Origin of the sequence: Pseudokineococcus lusitanus, assembly GCF_003751265.1 — a bacterium.
In the GTDB taxonomy this organism is placed as follows: domain Bacteria; phylum Actinomycetota; class Actinomycetes; order Actinomycetales; family Quadrisphaeraceae; genus Pseudokineococcus; species Pseudokineococcus lusitanus.
Genome location: NZ_RJKN01000008.1, coordinates 70,765 through 86,909, shown reverse-complemented (window position 1 = coordinate 86,909; position 16,145 = coordinate 70,765). Strand labels below are relative to the sequence as shown.

The 16,145-nt window shown below is 77.5% G+C and carries 10 protein-coding genes; 5 read left to right on the top strand and 5 right to left on the bottom strand.

Annotated elements, in window-relative coordinates; translation table 11 throughout:
* Positions 1 to 6 precede the first annotated feature (6 nt).
* Entirely contained in the window at positions 7 to 1,143 is a 1,137-nt protein-coding gene (locus tag EDC03_RS14625; RefSeq protein ID WP_148058103.1) for a glycosyltransferase, read from the bottom strand.
* A 352-nt stretch (positions 1,144 to 1,495) separates the two neighbouring features.
* Between EDC03_RS14625 and EDC03_RS14620 the strand changes: the two genes are divergently transcribed.
* Complete coding sequence (locus EDC03_RS14620; protein WP_123381000.1) at positions 1,496 to 4,741, top strand: hypothetical protein; 3,246 nt, start codon at positions 1,496 to 1,498, stop codon at positions 4,739 to 4,741.
* A 10-nt stretch (positions 4,742 to 4,751) separates the two neighbouring features.
* On the opposite strand, the gene EDC03_RS14615 is transcribed toward EDC03_RS14620, so the two are convergent.
* Complete coding sequence (locus EDC03_RS14615) at positions 4,752 to 5,141, bottom strand: YchJ family protein (RefSeq protein WP_123380999.1); 390 nt, start codon at positions 5,139 to 5,141, stop codon at positions 4,752 to 4,754.
* A 94-nt stretch (positions 5,142 to 5,235) separates the two neighbouring features.
* Positions 5,236 to 8,310, bottom strand: a complete 3,075-nt coding sequence (gene pulA / locus EDC03_RS14610; RefSeq protein WP_199720284.1) for a pullulanase-type alpha-1,6-glucosidase — start codon at positions 8,308 to 8,310, stop codon at positions 5,236 to 5,238.
* Between the two features lie 116 nt (positions 8,311 to 8,426).
* On the opposite strand from pulA, the gene EDC03_RS14605 reads away from it, so the two are divergent.
* Positions 8,427 to 9,488, top strand: a complete 1,062-nt coding sequence (locus EDC03_RS14605) for a LacI family DNA-binding transcriptional regulator (protein WP_123380998.1) — start codon at positions 8,427 to 8,429, stop codon at positions 9,486 to 9,488.
* 53 nt (positions 9,489 to 9,541) lie between these two features.
* On the opposite strand, the gene EDC03_RS14600 is transcribed toward EDC03_RS14605, so the two are convergent.
* Positions 9,542 to 9,964 carry a VOC family protein gene (locus EDC03_RS14600; protein ID WP_123380997.1) on the bottom strand — a complete coding sequence of 141 codons (423 nt, stop codon included), beginning with the start codon at positions 9,962 to 9,964 and terminating at the stop codon, positions 9,542 to 9,544.
* A 105-nt stretch (positions 9,965 to 10,069) separates the two neighbouring features.
* On the opposite strand from EDC03_RS14600, the gene EDC03_RS14595 reads away from it, so the two are divergent.
* The 3 genes from EDC03_RS14595 (at position 10,070) to EDC03_RS14585 (ending at position 14,082) form a co-directional block, all read left to right on the top strand.
* Positions 10,070 to 11,053, top strand: coding sequence for a helix-turn-helix transcriptional regulator (locus EDC03_RS14595; RefSeq protein ID WP_123380996.1), 984 nt, complete (start codon positions 10,070 to 10,072; stop codon positions 11,051 to 11,053).
* Positions 11,054 to 11,155: 102 nt separating this feature from the next.
* Positions 11,156 to 13,534, top strand: coding sequence for a putative bifunctional diguanylate cyclase/phosphodiesterase (locus tag EDC03_RS14590; protein WP_123380995.1), 2,379 nt, complete (start codon positions 11,156 to 11,158; stop codon positions 13,532 to 13,534).
* Positions 13,535 to 13,611: 77 nt separating this feature from the next.
* Positions 13,612 to 14,082 carry a nucleoside deaminase gene (locus EDC03_RS14585; protein ID WP_123381084.1) on the top strand — a complete coding sequence of 157 codons (471 nt, stop codon included), beginning with the start codon at positions 13,612 to 13,614 and terminating at the stop codon, positions 14,080 to 14,082.
* 21 nt (positions 14,083 to 14,103) lie between these two features.
* On the opposite strand, the gene EDC03_RS14580 is transcribed toward EDC03_RS14585, so the two are convergent.
* On the bottom strand, positions 14,104 to 16,017 hold the full coding sequence (locus tag EDC03_RS14580; RefSeq protein ID WP_148058102.1) for a putative bifunctional diguanylate cyclase/phosphodiesterase: 1,914 nt from the start codon (positions 16,015 to 16,017) through the stop codon (positions 14,104 to 14,106).
* Positions 16,018 to 16,145 lie beyond the last annotated feature (128 nt).

Genomic DNA, 16,145 nt, shown 5'->3' with positions numbered 1-16,145 from the left:
CGCCCGTCAGCCCGTCGTCCCGGCCCCGCCCACCAGCTCCTCGAGCAGCTCCGCGCACCGCACGGGCGCGTCGAGCGCCGCGTACTCGGCCGCCAGCTGCCGTGCCCGGGCGCCGTGCCCGCCCGCGAGGACGGCGCCGACCCCGCGCCGCACCTGCTCCGGGCGGGGGCGCTGGACCCGGAGGTCGACGCCGGCGCCGGCCCACGCGACGCGGGCGGCGACCTCCGCCTTGTCCTCGGTCCGGCCGGCGAGGACGAGCGGCACGCCCGCGGCGAGCGCCGTCTGCACGCCGCCGAAGCCGCCGTTCGTCACGAGGACGTCCGCGAGCGGCAGGAGGTCGCCGAAGGGCAGGAAGCCGCCGACGCGCACGTCGTCCGGGGGCGGGCCGCCCGGGAGCGTCGTGACGTCGCGCCGACCGGTGGCCACGACGACGAGGTGGCCCTGCCCGGCGAGCCCGCGGACCGCGGGCAGCAGGAGGTCCTCCGGCGTCGTCGCCACCGTGCCCTGCGTGACGACGACGACCCGGCGCCCGGCCGCGCGGGCCACCAGGACGTCGTCCCACCAGGGCGGCCGGGGGGCGTCGCCGACCGGCGGTGCGAGGTGGCCGACGAAGCGGACCGACGGCGGCATGGCGCGGCGCGGGTACTCGAGCGCCGCGAGGCCCGACTGGAGGTGGAGGAAGGGCGAGACGGGGCCGACGTCGGGCGGCGGCTGGGCGCCCGGCAGGCCGAGCCGCTCCCGCTCCTCGCGCAGGGCGTCGGCGGCGGGCCTGAGCGGGCCGCGCCAGACGGCCTCCTGCAGCACCCGGTTCCGCGCCCGGCCCAGCCGCCCGCGCGCCGGCGCGAGGCCGAGCCCGTACGGCGCGGTGTCGGTGTCGCGCAGCAGGAGCGGGACGACGCCGAGGACGGCGAAGGGCGGGCCGCCGCGCTCGTGGACGGCGCGCGCCGCCTCGACGAGCCCGGTGTCGACGAGCAGGACGTCGGCCGGCTCCTCGGCCAGGGCCGCCTCGACGTCGGCGACCCAGCCGGGCATCGAGCGGAGGAAGAGGTGCGTGAAGTCCTGCGCCAGCCGCCGCGGGCCGGGCGGCCGCCGCCCCGGCAGCGCCTCGAGCCAGGCGGTGTCCGCGTAGTCGTGCGCCGCCACGAGCGGCCGGTGCACCGCGCCCGTCGCCCGGACGGCGCCCGCGTGGCCCGCCCCCGCGAGCCACCGGACGGCGTGCCCGCGCCGAACGAGCTCCGCGGCGACCGGGACCGCGGGCCGGGTGTGGCCGTGCAGCGGGACGGTGGCGAGGAGAACCCGCAGGGGCCGAGGCGGCGCGGGAGGTCTGCGTGCCGAGGTGACGGCGGACCGTCGGGTCGACGCACCGACCTCCCCGTCACCCGTCACGGGTCCATGGTCGCCCGTCCGGGGAGGAGCCGGCCGCCGCAGGACTCGGTCGGGTCACGCTTCCGCCGAAGCGCTGCTGGCCGGCGACCGCGCTGCCGACACTCCCGTCGTGCCCGCCACGCTGCGCTCCGTCCTGCCCTCGGCCCGGTCCCTCGGCCTCCTCCTCGCCGCGACGCTCGTCGTCGGCGGGTCGGTGGCGACGACGCCGCCCGCGGCCGAGGCGGCGCCGGCGGGGGCGACCGTGGTGACGCTGCCGTCGCCCGACCGCCCGACGCCGCGGGACGCGCGGGTCGAAGGCGGCGAGGAGGCGTGGGTCCTGTCCCAGGAGGTCGACCCCGCCGGGCGTGGCACCGTCGCCCCCGCGACGTGGTTCTCGGCGAGCGGCGAGACGGCACCCGTCGTCCTGGACCCGCAGCGCCACGTCGACCAGACCGTCGTCGTGGGTGACCGACGCGTCCACTACCGCGTCGGGAGCTTCGACATCTCGTCCACGTCGCTCGGGTCCGGGGAGTACGAGGAGCTCGTCCCCCCGAGCACGACGACGCCGGTGGCCGCCACGGGCGACGGCGTCGTCGTCGAGACCACCACGGGTCTGGCTCTCGTCCCCTGGGAGCGCCCCGGGCAGCTGCTCCCCATCACCGGCGGCGAGTCGCTGGCCCCGCTGGAGCCGCGCCTCGGCCGGTGGTCGTCGTCCCCGCAGGAGGACGCGCACGGCGTCCTGCTCATGGAGCAGAGCCGGAACGGCCAGCAGGCGGCGCTCGTCCTCGTCGACACCGAGGCCCTCCGGGTGCGTCCGATCACCCGCGGCGAGCTCGAGCTGGCTGCCCTCGGCGACGACGCCGTCGCCTGGGTCACGGGCTACGACGCCGGACGCACCGTCCACAGCGTCCGCCGCCCTCGCGCCGGGGACGCGGACGTCGCACCGGCGGACGTGCTCGTCCGACCCGCGACGGCCGTGCCCCCTCCGACGACTCCCTTCTACGACGCCGCCCAGGTCGTCCCGGTGGGCGACGTCCTCGTCGTCCTGCCTCTCACGAACCCCACGGACCAGGACCAGTCCCCCCGTGACCTCCTGGTGGTCGGTCGGGACGGCTCGTCCGAGGTCCTGCGGCGGGCGGCGACCTCCGTGGTGGCGGCGGGCGACGGCGCCGTGCGCGTCGTCTCCGGTGTCACGGCGAGAGGCCGGGCGCTCGAGCGTGTCGACGCCCGCACCGGGGCGACAGCGGAGCGCCTCAGCCTGGCTCCCGTCCCCGCACCGGTCTGGGCACTGGCCATGGACGGACGGCGCCTCGTCGTCGCCGACCAGTCCGGGGCCACCCACACGACCGTGCGGCAGCACAGCCTCACCGGTGACGGATCGGGCCTCCTGGTCGGGAGCGGCCAGGCACTCGGGCTCCAGACCGACCGGCCGTCGTCGTGCTCCGCCTCACGGCCGCTGTCCCGGTGCCTCCTCCTCGCGGCCGGCGGCGGGACGACGGCGCTGGCGACATGGGGGGCCGTCCTCGTCCGCGACGCCTCGGGTGGCGTCGTCAGCGTGCCCGACCCCACGGACGACGGCGTGTACGCCACGGTGGAGGGCATCGACGGCCCGTACCTGGTCGACATGTACGACGAGCACCGCGACGCGGTGCTCGACCTGCGCTCCGGGGCACGCGTGCCTGCCCGCGCGGACGGCGATCTCCTCGACGGCGTCCTCTACGGCGTCTCGAGCCTCGACCGGCGCGTCGACGCCGTCGACCTCGCGACCGGGCGGAGCGATGTGCTGGGCCCCCGCTGCCCGGACCGCCGGGACGGCGCGGTGAGGGCGGCGGGGTCGTGGCTCCTCGTGTGCGGCCAGGTGGTCGACCGCACGGGGCGTCACCCCTCGGTGCAGGTGTCCGGTGGTGACGTGACCCTCGGCGACGGCTTCCTCGTCCGCCGACGGGACGGCTACCTAGAGTGGGCAGCCCTGGCCGGGTCGGCGGCGACCACGAGCGCCGCGCTGACGTGGCAGCGCCTCGGCGAGGTGGCCGAGGACGGCGTGCCCTCGGCCACCTCTCGCTCGGGCGACCTCCCGTCGGTCGCGTGGGTCGGCCGCGACGGGCGTGTCCGGGTCGCCGCCATCCCCGTCCCGAGCAGCCCGCTCCCGCCGAGGCCGACGGGCGTCGTCACCGCGCCGGCCGCACCGACCGGTGTCCGGGCCACCGCCGGCGACACGACCGTGTCGGTCCGGTGGGACGCCCCCGCGGCGGGCGTGAGGGCCGTCCGCGCCCGGGGCGCGGGCCTGCCCGACGCCGCGGTCATGACGACCGACGCCGACGGGCTCGGCGTGCAGGTCACCGGCCTCGTCAACGGCCGGTCGGCAGCTGTCGACGTCGTCTCGCTCAACCTGGCCGGCGAGTCCGCCCCGGTCCGGGTCACGGCGACGCCGTTGTCCGCCACTCCGCCCGCACCGCGGGACGTCCGTCTGACGATCGACCCCCTGTCGTCCCGCGCCACCGTCACCTGGTCCTGGACGGCGGCGCCCGCGACGATGCCGCTGACGGGCTTCCGCGTCAGCGACGCCGTCGGCCCCGACGTGGTGCTGCCGCCCGACGCCCGCAGGGCCTCGTTCGTCATCGACGCCTCGGGCGTCACGGGCGTCACCGTGACGGCCGAGACCGGCCACGGCAGCGCGTACGCGCAGAGCAACTCGGTACCCGTCCACGGCGTCGACCGCACCGCCCCCACCGCGGCCGTCCGCGCCCTCCCCGCGGTGACGACCGAGACCGCCGTCACGGTCGGGCTGTCCGGCAAGGACGACCGGCGCCTCGACGGCTACCAGCTGCGCTGGCGCCGTGGGGACGCCACCACCGCCCAGTCCCTCGGCGGCTGGGAGTACCCGCGCGCGTGGTCGGCCCTGCGGACCGGGGCGGTCGAGGCGGCGCGCCTCACGCCTGGCTGGACGTACTGCTTCTCCGCGCAGTCCGTCGACCACGCGGGCAACCGCTCGGCGTGGACGGCGCCGGCCTGCACGACGCTGCCCCTCGACGACCGCGCCCTCGCCGTGGCGTCGGGCTCGTGGACGCGGGCGACCCACAGCGCCTTCGCGGCGGGCACGGCGACCCGCTCGCGCCAGACGGCTTCGGTGCTGACACGGACGAAGGTCCGGACGGACGAGGTCACCCTCGTCGCGACGTCCTGCCCGACGTGCGGGCGCGTCCGCGTGAAGGTCGGCAGCACCGTGGTCGGCGAGGTGGACCTGCGGGCCACGACGACCACGCACCGCCGGCTCTTCCGGCTGCCGATGGCGAGGGCTGCCGGCGGCGCGCTGTCGCTCCAGCACCTGGGCGGCGGCGACGTCGTGGTCGACGGGGTGGCCCTCCGGGCCTACTGACGACCGCGCGTCAGGTCGGCGACCCGTCCACGTACACCCACCGCCCGCCCTCCCGGGCGAAGCGGCTCCGCTCCCCCTGCACGTGCCGCCGCCCGTCGGCGCGGGCCACGGCCTCGAAGGCGACGACCCCCTCGTCGTCGAAGGGGCCCCCGCGCTCGACGGCGGTCACGGCGAGGTGCAGCCAGCGGACGTCGTCGTCGAGGTCGAGGGCGGCCGGGCGCGTGCCCGGGTGCCACGAGCGGAGGAGGTACGCCGCGTCGCCGACGGCGAAGGCGCTGTACCGCGAGCGCATGAGCGCCTCGGCCGTCGTCGCCTCCCGCTCGCCGCGGTGGAGGGCGCCGCAGCAGCGGCCGTAGGGCTCGCCCCAGCCGCAGGGGCAGGGGGCGTCGTCGGCGGGCACGCGCCCATCATCGACGGCCACCCCACGACGACGGAGCCCGTGCGCCCAGGACGCGGTGCACCGCGACCTGGGCACACGGGCTCCCCGGGACCGGTCAGCGGGCGACGAAGACCGCCGCCGTCCGCGCCGGCACCGTGAGGACGTCGCCGTCCGCGGTCGCGCCCTTGACCACCTCGTCCGCACCGCCGGCGAGGACGGGGTGCAGCTCCCAGTCCCCGGCCACCCGCGGCACCTCCTGCGTCACCGCGTCCGGCGTCGCGTTGAGGACGACGACGAGACCGCCGAGGTCGGGGTCGACGTCCTCGCCGACCGTGTCGTCGACGAGCAGGGTCACGACGCCCGCCGCCTGGCCGGCCCCGCTGCCCGGGAAGGACAGCTTCTGCTGCACCCGCTCGGCCGTGCCGAGCGAGAACAGCGGGGTGCTCGCGCGGACCTGCAGCAGCGCGTCGGCCTGGGCGCGGGCGTCGGCGATGTCCGCGGGCGTCGGCCGGAGCGCCGGGTCCGCGAGCAGCGGCTGCATGAAGGGCCACTTGTCCTCGTTGTCCGGCGCCGGCGGCAGGCCGCGGGCGAAGCCGTTCGTCGTGCCGGTGTGGTCGAGGACGTTGAACCAGTCGCCGGAGTCGTAGCTGTTGCGGTCCAGCGACTTGCTCCGCAGCTGCTCACCGCCGGCGTGCCAGAACGAGACTCCCTGGCCGTACGCCGTCGTCGCGAGCGCGAGGGTCTGCATGCGTACCCGGTCGGCCATGGGCGTGCCCTGCGGCAGCTTGAGCGCCAGGGCGTCGTAGAGCGTCTCGTTGTCGTGCGCCTCGACGTAGGTGACCGCCTCCTGCGGGTCGGCCGTGTACCCGGTCGGCGACCCGCCGTAGTCCACGTCGGCGCCCGTGACCTCCGCGCCCGTGCGGTCGGTGAAGCGGTAGTCGCGGAGGTTGCCGGTCATGCCGACGCGGACCTGGTCCTGCGCCAGGAGGAGCCGCTCGCGCTGCTGCTCCTCGGTGCCGTTGGCCTCGGCGCCGTTGGGGTCGGTGAGCAGGCCGCTCGCGAAGCCCTGCACGCGCGGGTCCTCGTCGAACGGCCCTCCGCCGCGGACGGCGTCGCGCAGCCGGTCGTTGAAGGTGCCGATGCCGGTCCCGGCCATGTTGACCTGCGTGGCCTGCTCGAAGCGGGCGTCGCCGGCCACCTCGCCGAAGTCCCAGCCCTCGCCGTAGAGGTAGACCGAGGAGCCGTCGACGCCGTCCTCCTCGACGGTCAGCGCGTCGAGCGCGGCGCGCACCTCGAGGATGTTCGCCTTCGGGTGGTGCCCCATGAGGTCGAAGCGGATGCCGTCGAGGCGGTAGGTCCGCACGAGCGTCACGAGCGAGTCGACGACGAGCTTGCCCATCATCGTGTGCTCGGTGGCCGTGTTCGGGCAGCACGTCGAGGTCTCGACGGCGCCGGACGTCGGGTCGAGCCGGTGGTAGTAGCCCGGCACGACGCGGTCGAGGTTGTTCTCCCCGCCCTGGCCGGCGCTGGAGGTGTGGTTGTAGACGACGTCCTGGACGACGCCGAGCCCGGTGCCGTGCAGCGCCGCGACCATCTCGCGGAACTCGCGGATGCGCGTCGCGCCCTCGGGGTCGGTCGAGTACGAGCCCTCCGGCACGGTGTAGTGCAGCGGGTCGTAGCCCCAGTTGAAGCCGTCCTCGCCGGCGGTCGCGAGCACGCACTCCTGCTGCCCGGGGCTGTCCGGCGGCAGCGCGGCGAGGTCGCACGTGGGCTCGCGCCGCAGCGACGCGTCCTCCTCGATCGTCGCGATGTCGTTGACGGGCAGCAGGTGCACCGCCCTCATCCCCGCGTCGGCGAGGCCGCGCAGGTGCTCCATGCCGTCGCTGCCGGCGTCGGTGAAGGCCTTGTAGGTGCCGCGGTGCCCGGCGGGGACGGTCTCGTCGGTGATCGAGAAGTCGCGGACGTGCAGCTCCCACACCGAGAGCTCCTCGGGCCGCAGGGGCCTCGGGGGCGCGACGTCGTCCCAGCCCTCGGGGGCCAGCGCCGGGGCGTCGAGGTCGACGACGAGGCTGCGCTCGGAGTTCGTCGACAGCCCGACGCTGTACGGGTCGGTGACGAGGTTGCGCTCGACCCGTCCCGTCTCGGGCACGAAGACCTCGACCTCGTAGAGGTAGTAGCGGCCCTCCCAGGTGCGCGGGCCGCGCGCCGTCCAGACGCCGTCGCGGTTCCGGGTGGCCGTCGTGCTGGCGAGGGGCTCCCCGCCGGAGCCGTCCTCGTAGACGTGCAGCGTCACCGAGCGGGCGGTCGGCGCCCACAGGTCGAAGCGGGGGCGGTGGCCGCGCTGCCAGGTGAGGCCGAGCCTGCGGTCGGCGGCCCCGGCGTAGACCTCGTCGAGGACGCGGGGCACCTGGACGCCGGACGTCGCGACGACGCGGCCGGCGCCGTCGAGCGCGGCGACGAGGAGCTGGCCCTGCAGCAGGTCGCCGACCCGGGCGCGGGTCGAGCGCGGCAGCGTCAGCGGGTCGAGCCGGGCGAGGTGCGGCGACGTGGCCGCGAGGTCCGCCGGCAGCGCGTCGCCGGTGCGGCGCAGCGGGTACGACGACGTCGCCCCCGTCACGGCGCCGTCGGCGAGCGCGAGCCCGCCGTCGCGGGCGGCGTAGAGGCGGAAGGAGGCGGCGTCGGCGAGGGGCGCGGTGTCCCAGGCGACGACGTCGCGCGAGAGCCAGTGCGCGGCCTGCTGCCCGCCGACGGCGTCGGGCAGGTCGTCGGTGAGCAGGTGCGTGGCGTGGTCGTAGGTGAAGGTCACCGCTCCCCCGGGCGCCTGCAGACCGATGTTCGCGCCGCCCGCGGCGCCGCCGGCGCCGTAGTTCTCCGTCCACGAGCCGCCGAGCGCCACCTTGGTCTCGTAGGACCCGGCGGGCACGTCGAAGGTCGCGCCGAAGACGCCGGGCCGCCCGTCGACGGGCAGCAGCGCCGTCGCCGCGCAGTCGGGCTGCCAGTCGCCCGGGCAGCCCAGCTCGTCCTGCAGGGAGCCGACGAGGGTCACCACCGAGGGCGTCGGCGTGTGGTGCGCGAGAGCCGGTGCGGCCGAGGGCACGAGCAGCGCGGCGGCGAGGGAGACCGCCGACGTGACGGCGAGCGCCGCGGGACGACGACGCCGGGCGGGCGGGAGCGGGGACGGACGGGGCACGCGGACCTCCGGGCACGACGGTGTGCGGGCCGCCCGGGGCGGGACGCACCGGTGGCAGCCGGACAGTAGGGACATCGTCGTCCGCACGTCAACGCTTTGCGGTAACTTGCAGCGCCATGACGACGTCGTCGACCACCGGCACCGCCGCGGCCGCACCGGCGGGCCGCGCCCGCCTCGAGGACGTCGCGGCCCGCGTGGGCGTGAGCGTCGCGACGGTCTCCCGCGTCGCCAACGGCCGGCCCGGCGTCGCCGCGGAGGTGCGCCAGGCCGTCATGACGGCGATGGACGAGCTGGGCTACGCCCGCCCCGACCGCCCCGGCGCCGCGCGGGGGCAGGTCGGCGTCGTCATCCCCGACCTCGTCAACCCGATCTTCCCGGCCATGGCGCAGGCGGTCAGCACGCTGCTGGCGCGCGAGCGCTACGTCCCGGCGCTGTGCCCCCTGCCCGGCGGCGGCATCACCGAGGACGAGCACGTCCAGATGCTGCTCGACCACCAGGTCCGCGGCATCGTCTTCGTCTGCGCCGCCCACGCCGACACCGAGGCCGACCAGGAGCGCTACGCGCGGCTGCGGGCCCGCGGGCTGCCGCACGTCTTCGTCAACGGCACCCGCCGGCCCCTCACCGCCCCCTGCGTCGCCGTCGACGACGCCGCCGCCGTGGCCTCGGCGGTCCGGCACCTCGCGGCCCTGGGCCACGAGCGGGTCGGGCTCGTCGTCGGGCCCGACCGCTTCGTGCCCAACCGCCTGAAGGAGGAGGGCTTCCGGCGTGCGCTCGCCGAGCACCTCGGCGTCGTCGAGGCCGCCGCGGACCACGCGGTCGCCGTCGGGATGCACACCGTCGAGGGCGGGCGGGCCGCCGCCGACGAGCTCCTCGACCGCGGCTGCACCGGCCTGGTCGGCGTCTCCGACGTCATGGCGCTCGGCGCCGTCCGCGCCGCCCGCTCGCGCGGCCTTCGCGTGCCGGAGGACGTGTCCGTCACCGGCTTCGACGACTCCCCCCTCATGGCGCACACCGACCCGCCCCTGACGACGCTCCGCCAGCCCGTGGCCGAGATGGCCGAGGCGGCCGTCACCGCGCTCACCGCCCAGCTGACCGGCCGTCCGCCCGCGCTGCAGGAGGTGCTCTTCGACGCCGAGCTCGTCGTCCGCGGCTCGACGGCGCGGGCGCCGCGGCGCTGACAGGGAGGCGCCCGGGTCGCGGTCCACCGCGACCCGGGCGCACGCCCTCGGCGTCACCCCTCGTACGCCACCGCGACGTCGAGCACCCACGTCACGCCGAAGCGGTCGGTGACCATGCCGTACCAGGGCGAGAAGCCGGACGGCGCGAGCGCCTCCCGGACGACGCCGCCGTCGGCCAGGCCCTCGAAGTACCGGGTGATCTCGTCGGCGTCGTCGCCGCGGACGGAGACGAAGACGGCGTCACGACCGGCGTCGTAGGCGCGCTGCGGCGGGACGTCGAAGGCCATGACCCGCAGGCCGGCGGGCGACTCCACCTGGCCCCAGACCACCTCGTCGGCGACCGCGCCCTCGCCGGTGCGGTGCGCGTCGGCGTAGGTGAAGACCTGCAGCTGCCCGCCGAAGACGTCGCGGTAGTGCTCCAGCGCCGCCCGCGCGGTGCCGCGGAAGTTGAGGTGGGTCGTCGTCTGCACGCTCATGGCGGGGTCCTCCCGGTCGTCCGACGGCCTGCCCGTCGGCTGCAGGAGAAGACTTCCGCCAGATGCGGTCAGGTCCTGTCCGCCACCTCGGCCGATACTCGTCGCATGAGCGGGACGCCGGGGCGGCTGCTGCAGCTGCTGTCGTTGCTGCAGGCCCGCCGGGACTGGCCGGGTGACGCCCTCGCCGAGCGGCTGGAGGTCAGCCCGCGGACGGTGCGCCGCGACGTCGACCGGCTCCGCGACCTCGGCTACCCGGTGCGGGCGAGCCGGGGCCCCGCCGGCGGCTACCGCCTCGACGCCGGCGCGGAGCTGCCGCCGCTGCTCTTCGACGACGACCAGGCCGTCGCGCTCGCGCTCGCCCTGCAGCTCGCCGCCGGGCAGGGCGTCGCCGCGGAGGCGGCCGAGCGGGCGCTCGCGACGGTCCGGCAGGTGCTCCCGGCACGGCTGCGGACGCGCGTCGACGCCGTCCGCGTCACCCCGCTGCCGACCACCGGCGGCGGCGCGCCCGTCGACCCCGCCGTCCTCCTCGCCGTGACGGCCGCCGTCCGGGCGCGCGAGGTGCTGCGCTGCGACCTGCTCGTGGCGGCCCGCGACGGCGACGACGGCGACCTCCGCCCGCCCCGCCGCGTCGAGCCGCACCACGTCCTGGCCCGCGGCGGGCGCTGGTACCTGCTGGCGTGGGACCTCGACCGCGACGACTGGCGCACCTTCCGGCTCGACCGGCTGCGCCCCCGGACGCCGACGGGCCCCCGCTTCGTCCCGCGCCCCGTGCCCGGCGGCGACCCGGCCGCCTTCGTCGCGGCGCTCTTCCGCGGCAGCCGCGACCCCGGCGGTGCGGGCGGGTGGCCGTGCCGCGGCGAGGTGGTGCTCGCCGCCCCGGCGTCCGCCGTCGCGCCCTACGTCGGCGACGGCACGCTCGAGCCGCTGGACGACGACCGCTGCCGGCTCGTCGCCGGCTCGTGGTCGTGGGCCGGGCTCGCGGCGTCGCTGGCGCGCCTCGACGTCGACCTCGAGGTCGTCGGCCCGCCGGAGCTGCGGGAGGCCTTCGCGCACCTGGCCCGGCGCGCGGGGGCGGCGGCCGGTCGCTGACGCGGGGCAGCGCCCACGGCCCGCCGGTGCGGCCCTCATCCGTTCGCCACGTGCCGCCGCCCGCGCGCTCAGCGCGGTGCCCCCCGCGCCGATGCAGCAGGAGTGGAGGTCCTGGCCCCGGCCCGTCGCGGTCGCTACGCGATGGCGCCCGCCCAGGCCCCGGCCGCCGTGCGGTGGGGCCAGCGCCTGCTGCTGGCCGGCGCCGTGGTCTTCACCGGCTCGACCCTGCTGCGCCCCGAGCCGGGGTGGTCGGTGGTCTTCGACGGGTTCGTCTACGGGGGCTGCGCGCTGCTCGTCGCGCTGCTCGTCGCCGGACGGGCCTCGTCGGTCCGGGCCGAGCGCGGCACGTGGGCGGCCCTGGCCGTCGGCGTCGTCGCGAACGCCGCCGGCGAGGTCGTCTACTCCACGCTCGTCGCCGGGCCCACCGAGACCTTCCCCAGCATCGCCGACCCGCTCTACCTCATGATCTTCCCCTGCGCCTACGTGGCGCTGGTCCTGCTGCTGCGGACCCGGGTGCGGGGCCTGCCGGCCGCGGTGTGGGTGGACGGCGTCGCGGCGGGCCTCGCGCTGGCCGCGCTCTTCGGCGCCGTCGCCTCCGAGAGCTTCGGCGGCACGACCCTGGAGGGGTCGGCGCTCGCCGTCGCCGCGGGCCTGGCCTACCCGCTGGGCGACGTGCTGCTGCTGTCGGTGGTGACCGCGGCCCTGGTGGTCCTGGGGCGCCGGGCCGACCGCCGGTGGGTCTTCCTCGCCGGCGGGATCGCGCTCTTCGCCGTCGCCGACACCACGCTGCTGGTGCAGATCGCCCGCGGCTCCTACGTCGAGGGCACCCCGCTCGACGCGATGTGGATCGCCGCGGGCGTGCTCTACGCCCGCGCGGCCTGGCTCCCCACGCGGCAGATCACCGACCGGCACCCGGGCCGCGGCGGCGTCCTGGCGCCGCCGCTCGTGTGCACGGTCGTCGCCGTCGGCGTCCTGCTCGCCGGCTACGACGCCGCCCTCCCGCGCGTCGCCGTCCTCCTCGCCGCGCTGACCCTCGTCGCCGTCGCGGTCCGCCTGGTGCTGACCTTCCGCGAGGTGAGCGACCTGGCCGACAGCCGGCGCCAGGCCCTCACCGACGACCTCACCGGGCTGCCCAACCGCCGCGCGCTGCAGGCCGCGCTCGAGCCCGCGCCGCCCGGCCGCCGCGGGTCCGCGGACGCCGGCGCGGGCCCGCCCGCCGGTCTGCTCCTGCTGGACCTCGACCGCTTCAAGGAGATCAACGACTCCCTCGGCCACCACGTCGGCGACGAGCTGCTGCGCCAGGTCGCCGGCCGGCTGGCCGCCCGGACGCGCCCGGGCGACCTGCTGGCCCGTCTGGGGGGCGACGAGTTCGCCGTCCTCCTGGCCGCCGGGACCACGGCCGGGGCCGCCGACGACGTCGCCCACGGTCTGGTCCGGCAGGTGGCCGAGACCTTCGCCCTCGACGACGTGACCCTGCACGTGGAGGCCAGCGTCGGCGTCGCCCTGCACCCGGAGCACTGCGACGACCCCGCGCTGCTGCTGCAGCGCGCCGACGTCGCCATGTACCGCGCCAAGACGGCCCGCGACCGGGTCGCCCGCTACCGCGTCGAGGACGACCCCCACAGCCGCGCGCGGCTGCAGACGCTGGAGGCGCTGCGGGACGCCCTGGCCCGGGGGGAGCTGGTCTGCCACTTCCAGCCGAAGGTCACCGTCGCGGACGGGGCGACCCGTTCCGTCGAGGCCCTGGTGCGCTGGCAGCACCCCACCCGCGGCCTGCTCGCCCCGGACACCTTCCTCCCGCTCGCCGAGCAGACCGGGCTGATGCGCCCCCTCACGCTCGCCGTGCTCGACCAGACCCTCCGCCGTCTCCGGGCCTGGCGGGCGCAGGGGCGGGACCTCACCGTGGCGGTCAACCTGTCGGTGACCAACCTCCTCGACACCGACCTGCCCGGCGACGTCGACCGGCTCCTCCGCACGCACGACGTCCCCGCCGCCGCGCTCGTCCTCGAGATCACCGAGAGCGTCCTCATGGCCGACTCCCGGCGCGCCGGCTCCGTCGTCGCCGCCCTGCGCGCGCTCGGCGTCGGCCTGTCCATCGACGACTACGGGACCGGCTACTCCTCCCTGTCCTACCTGCAGGACCTCCCCGTCGACGAGCTGAAGCTCGACCGCACCTTCGTCGCCCGGTGCACCGCCGACCCCCGCTCCGCGGCCATCGTCCGGTCCACCGTCGACCTCGCCCACAGCCTCGGGCTGCGGCTCGTGGCCGAGGGGGTCGAGGACACCGCGACGCTGGAGCGGCTGAGGGCGTACGGCTGCGACGTCGCGCAGGGCTTCCTCCACAGCCGCCCCCTGCCCGCCGACGAGCTCGAGCGCTGGCTCGACACGCACGGCGCCCGGCCGGCCGGCCCCGGTCGCGCCACCGCGCAGGTCCCGCCGCAGCACCGCGGCCGGGCGGCACGCCACCTCCCCGTCGACTGAGGGTGCGGCGAGCGGCCGGCGGACGGCCGGTCGTCGTCGAGGGGCGTCACGGCCCGGCCCGACGGAGACTCACGGACGTGGACGAGCGGGACCTGGTGCACCTCCGGCGGTGCGTCGAGCTGGCGACGGAGGCCCTGGAGGCCGGCGACGAGCCCTTCGGGTCGGTGCTCGTCGACGCCGACGGGCGGGTGCGGCACGAGGACCGCAACCGCGTGGGCGGCGGCGACGCGACGCAGCACCCCGAGCTGGCGCTGGCGCGCTGGGCGGCCGAGCACCTCACGGCGGCGGAGCGCGCGGGCGCCACCGTCCACACCTCCGGCGAGCACTGCCCCATGTGCGCCGCCGCGCACGCGTGGGTCGGCCTCGGGCGCGTGGTCTTCGCCAGCTCGTCGGCGCAGCTGGCGGCGTGGTCGGCCGAGCTGGGGCTGCCGCCGTCGCCGGTCACGCCGCTGCCGATCACGGCGGTCGCCCCGGGGCTCGTCGTCGACGGCCCCTCCGAGGAGCTGGCCCCGCTCGTGCGCGCCCTGCACGCCCGCCGGGCGGGCTGACCGGACGGGGCGCGAGGCGACCTACGCGTCCGCGGTCGGGCGGCCGGCGTCGGCGGCCACGGCCCCGGCGCGATCGTGGTCGCCACGGCCCTGCCGCACCACCGCGGGGGCCTGCAGGGGCAGCGCCCGGCCGACGGGGTGCGTGGTCTCCGTCGCCAGGCGCCGCGCCAGGGCCTCGACCGGCTCGGGACGGCCCAGGTGGAAGCCCTGGAGGACGGGGCACCCCATCGACGCGAGGACGTGGGCCTGCTCGAGGGTCTCGACGCCCTCGGCGACGAGGGTGATGTCGAGGGAGCGGGCCAGCGCCGCCGCGGCCCGCACGAGCCGGGCGCGGCGCGGCGACGTGTGGACGGTCGCGATGAGGGTGCTGTCGAGCTTGAGGTACCCGGCGCCGATGTCGTCGAGACGGCTGAGCGCGGAGAAGCCCGTGCCGAAGTCGTCGACGGCCAGCGCGACCCCGAGGTCGGCGACGGCGCGCAGCGCCGCCAGCGCGGCCCGGGAGTCCGCCTCGACGACGGACTCGGTCACCTCGAGCACGAGCAGGTCCGCCGGCCAGCCGGAGTCGCGGAGCGCGTCGGCGACCCGGCCCGGGTAGGCGGGGTCGAGCAGCTCGAGTCCGGACACGTTGACGGACAGCCGCACCCGGCGCGCGGCGGCGTCCGGCAGCGCGGCCATCTCGTGGCAGGCCCGGCGCAGCACGAAGGCGCCGAGCTGGGCGACGAGGCCCTCGCGCTCGGCGAGCGGCACGAAGACGTCCGGCCCGACGGGGCCGTGGACGGGGTGCGTCCAGCGCACGAGCGTCTCCACCCCGGCGAGCAGGGCCTCCTCCGCGGCGAAGCCGGGCGTGCTCGGCGTGGCCCGCAGGGGCTGGTAGACGAGGTGGAGCCCGCCGCTGCGGAGCGCCTCCGTGAGCTCGCGGGTCAGCGCCGCGGAGTCCCCCGCGCCGGGCAGGTCGTGGTCGGCCTGCAGGCAGCGGCCCCGGCCCGTGCTCTTGGCGCGGTAGAGGGCGGCGTCGGCGCGGCGGACGACGTCGGCGGTCGACTCCGTGGGGCCCTTGGCGGCGACGCCGGCGGAGGCGGGCCGGTGCGGGTCGGCGCACAGCGCGTCGAGCAGCGCGGCGGCCGCCGCGGGCGAGCGGTCCGGCAGCAGGACGGCGAACTCGTCGCCCCCCATCCGCGCCAGCACGACGTCGGCGGGCAGGGCCTCGCGCCAGGCGGCGGCGGTCTCGCGCAGCAGGCGGTCGCCGGCCTCGTGGCCGAGGCCGTCGTTGACCGCGCCGAAGCCGTCGAGGTCGAGCAGGCCGACGGTCAGCACGGTGCCGCCGCGCCCGGCGGCCGTCGCGGCCGCCTCGAGCATCTGGTCGAGCCCCCGACGGTTGGGCAGGCCCGTGAGCTCGTCGACGCGGGCGTCGGAGGCGTGGCGCGCGAGCACGCCGACCACGGCGGCGGTGGCCACGAGCACCACGACCACGGCGACCATCTCGCCGGGGTCGACGTCGTCGCGGCAGCTGAGGCTGATGACGGCCGCGCTGCCGCACAGGAGGAACTGCAGCGTCGCCGGCCCGGGCGCGAAGACCACGGCGCTCTCGATGACGACGAAGCCGTAGACGGCCGCGAGCGCGACGGCGGCGCCGTCGTCGGGGGCGGCGACCACCGCCACGCCGATGAGGCACGTCGCCACCGCGGTGAGCAGGTGCGCCCAGCGGTGGGTGACCGCCTCCCGCCGGAGGGTGACGACCGCGCTGACGACGACCGCGGCGGCCGAGAGGGACAGGAGGGTGACGGGCCCCTGGAGGGACCGGGCCATGTCGCTCGAGGCGACCTCGGACACGAAGGGGAAGCCACCGGGCACGCCGAGGGCCTGGGCGGCGAGGGCGAGGGCGGCGGCGAGGTAGAGCACGCCCAGCGAGGCGCCGACGGCGTGCGGGGTGGCCACCTCGTGCTGCCGCGTCCACCACCGGGCCGAGGCCCAGGGCCGGTCGCGCAGCCGCGGCCGCACCGGCCGGGGACCGCCGGGGGACCGCCCCGCCGTCCGTCCGCCGCCGACGCGGCGCCGCTCACCGT

Bases quoted from the DNA above. Each gene is read 5' to 3' on its own strand.
- EDC03_RS14600 (WP_123380997.1), bottom strand. From the start codon at position 9,964: ATGAGCGTGCAGACGACGACCCACCTCAACTTCCGCGGCACCGCGCGG.
- EDC03_RS14595 (WP_123380996.1), top strand. From the start codon at position 10,070: ATGAGCGGGACGCCGGGGCGGCTGCTGCAGCTGCTGTCGTTGCTGCAG.
- EDC03_RS14605 (WP_123380998.1), top strand. From the start codon at position 8,427: ATGACGACGTCGTCGACCACCGGCACCGCCGCGGCCGCACCGGCGGGC.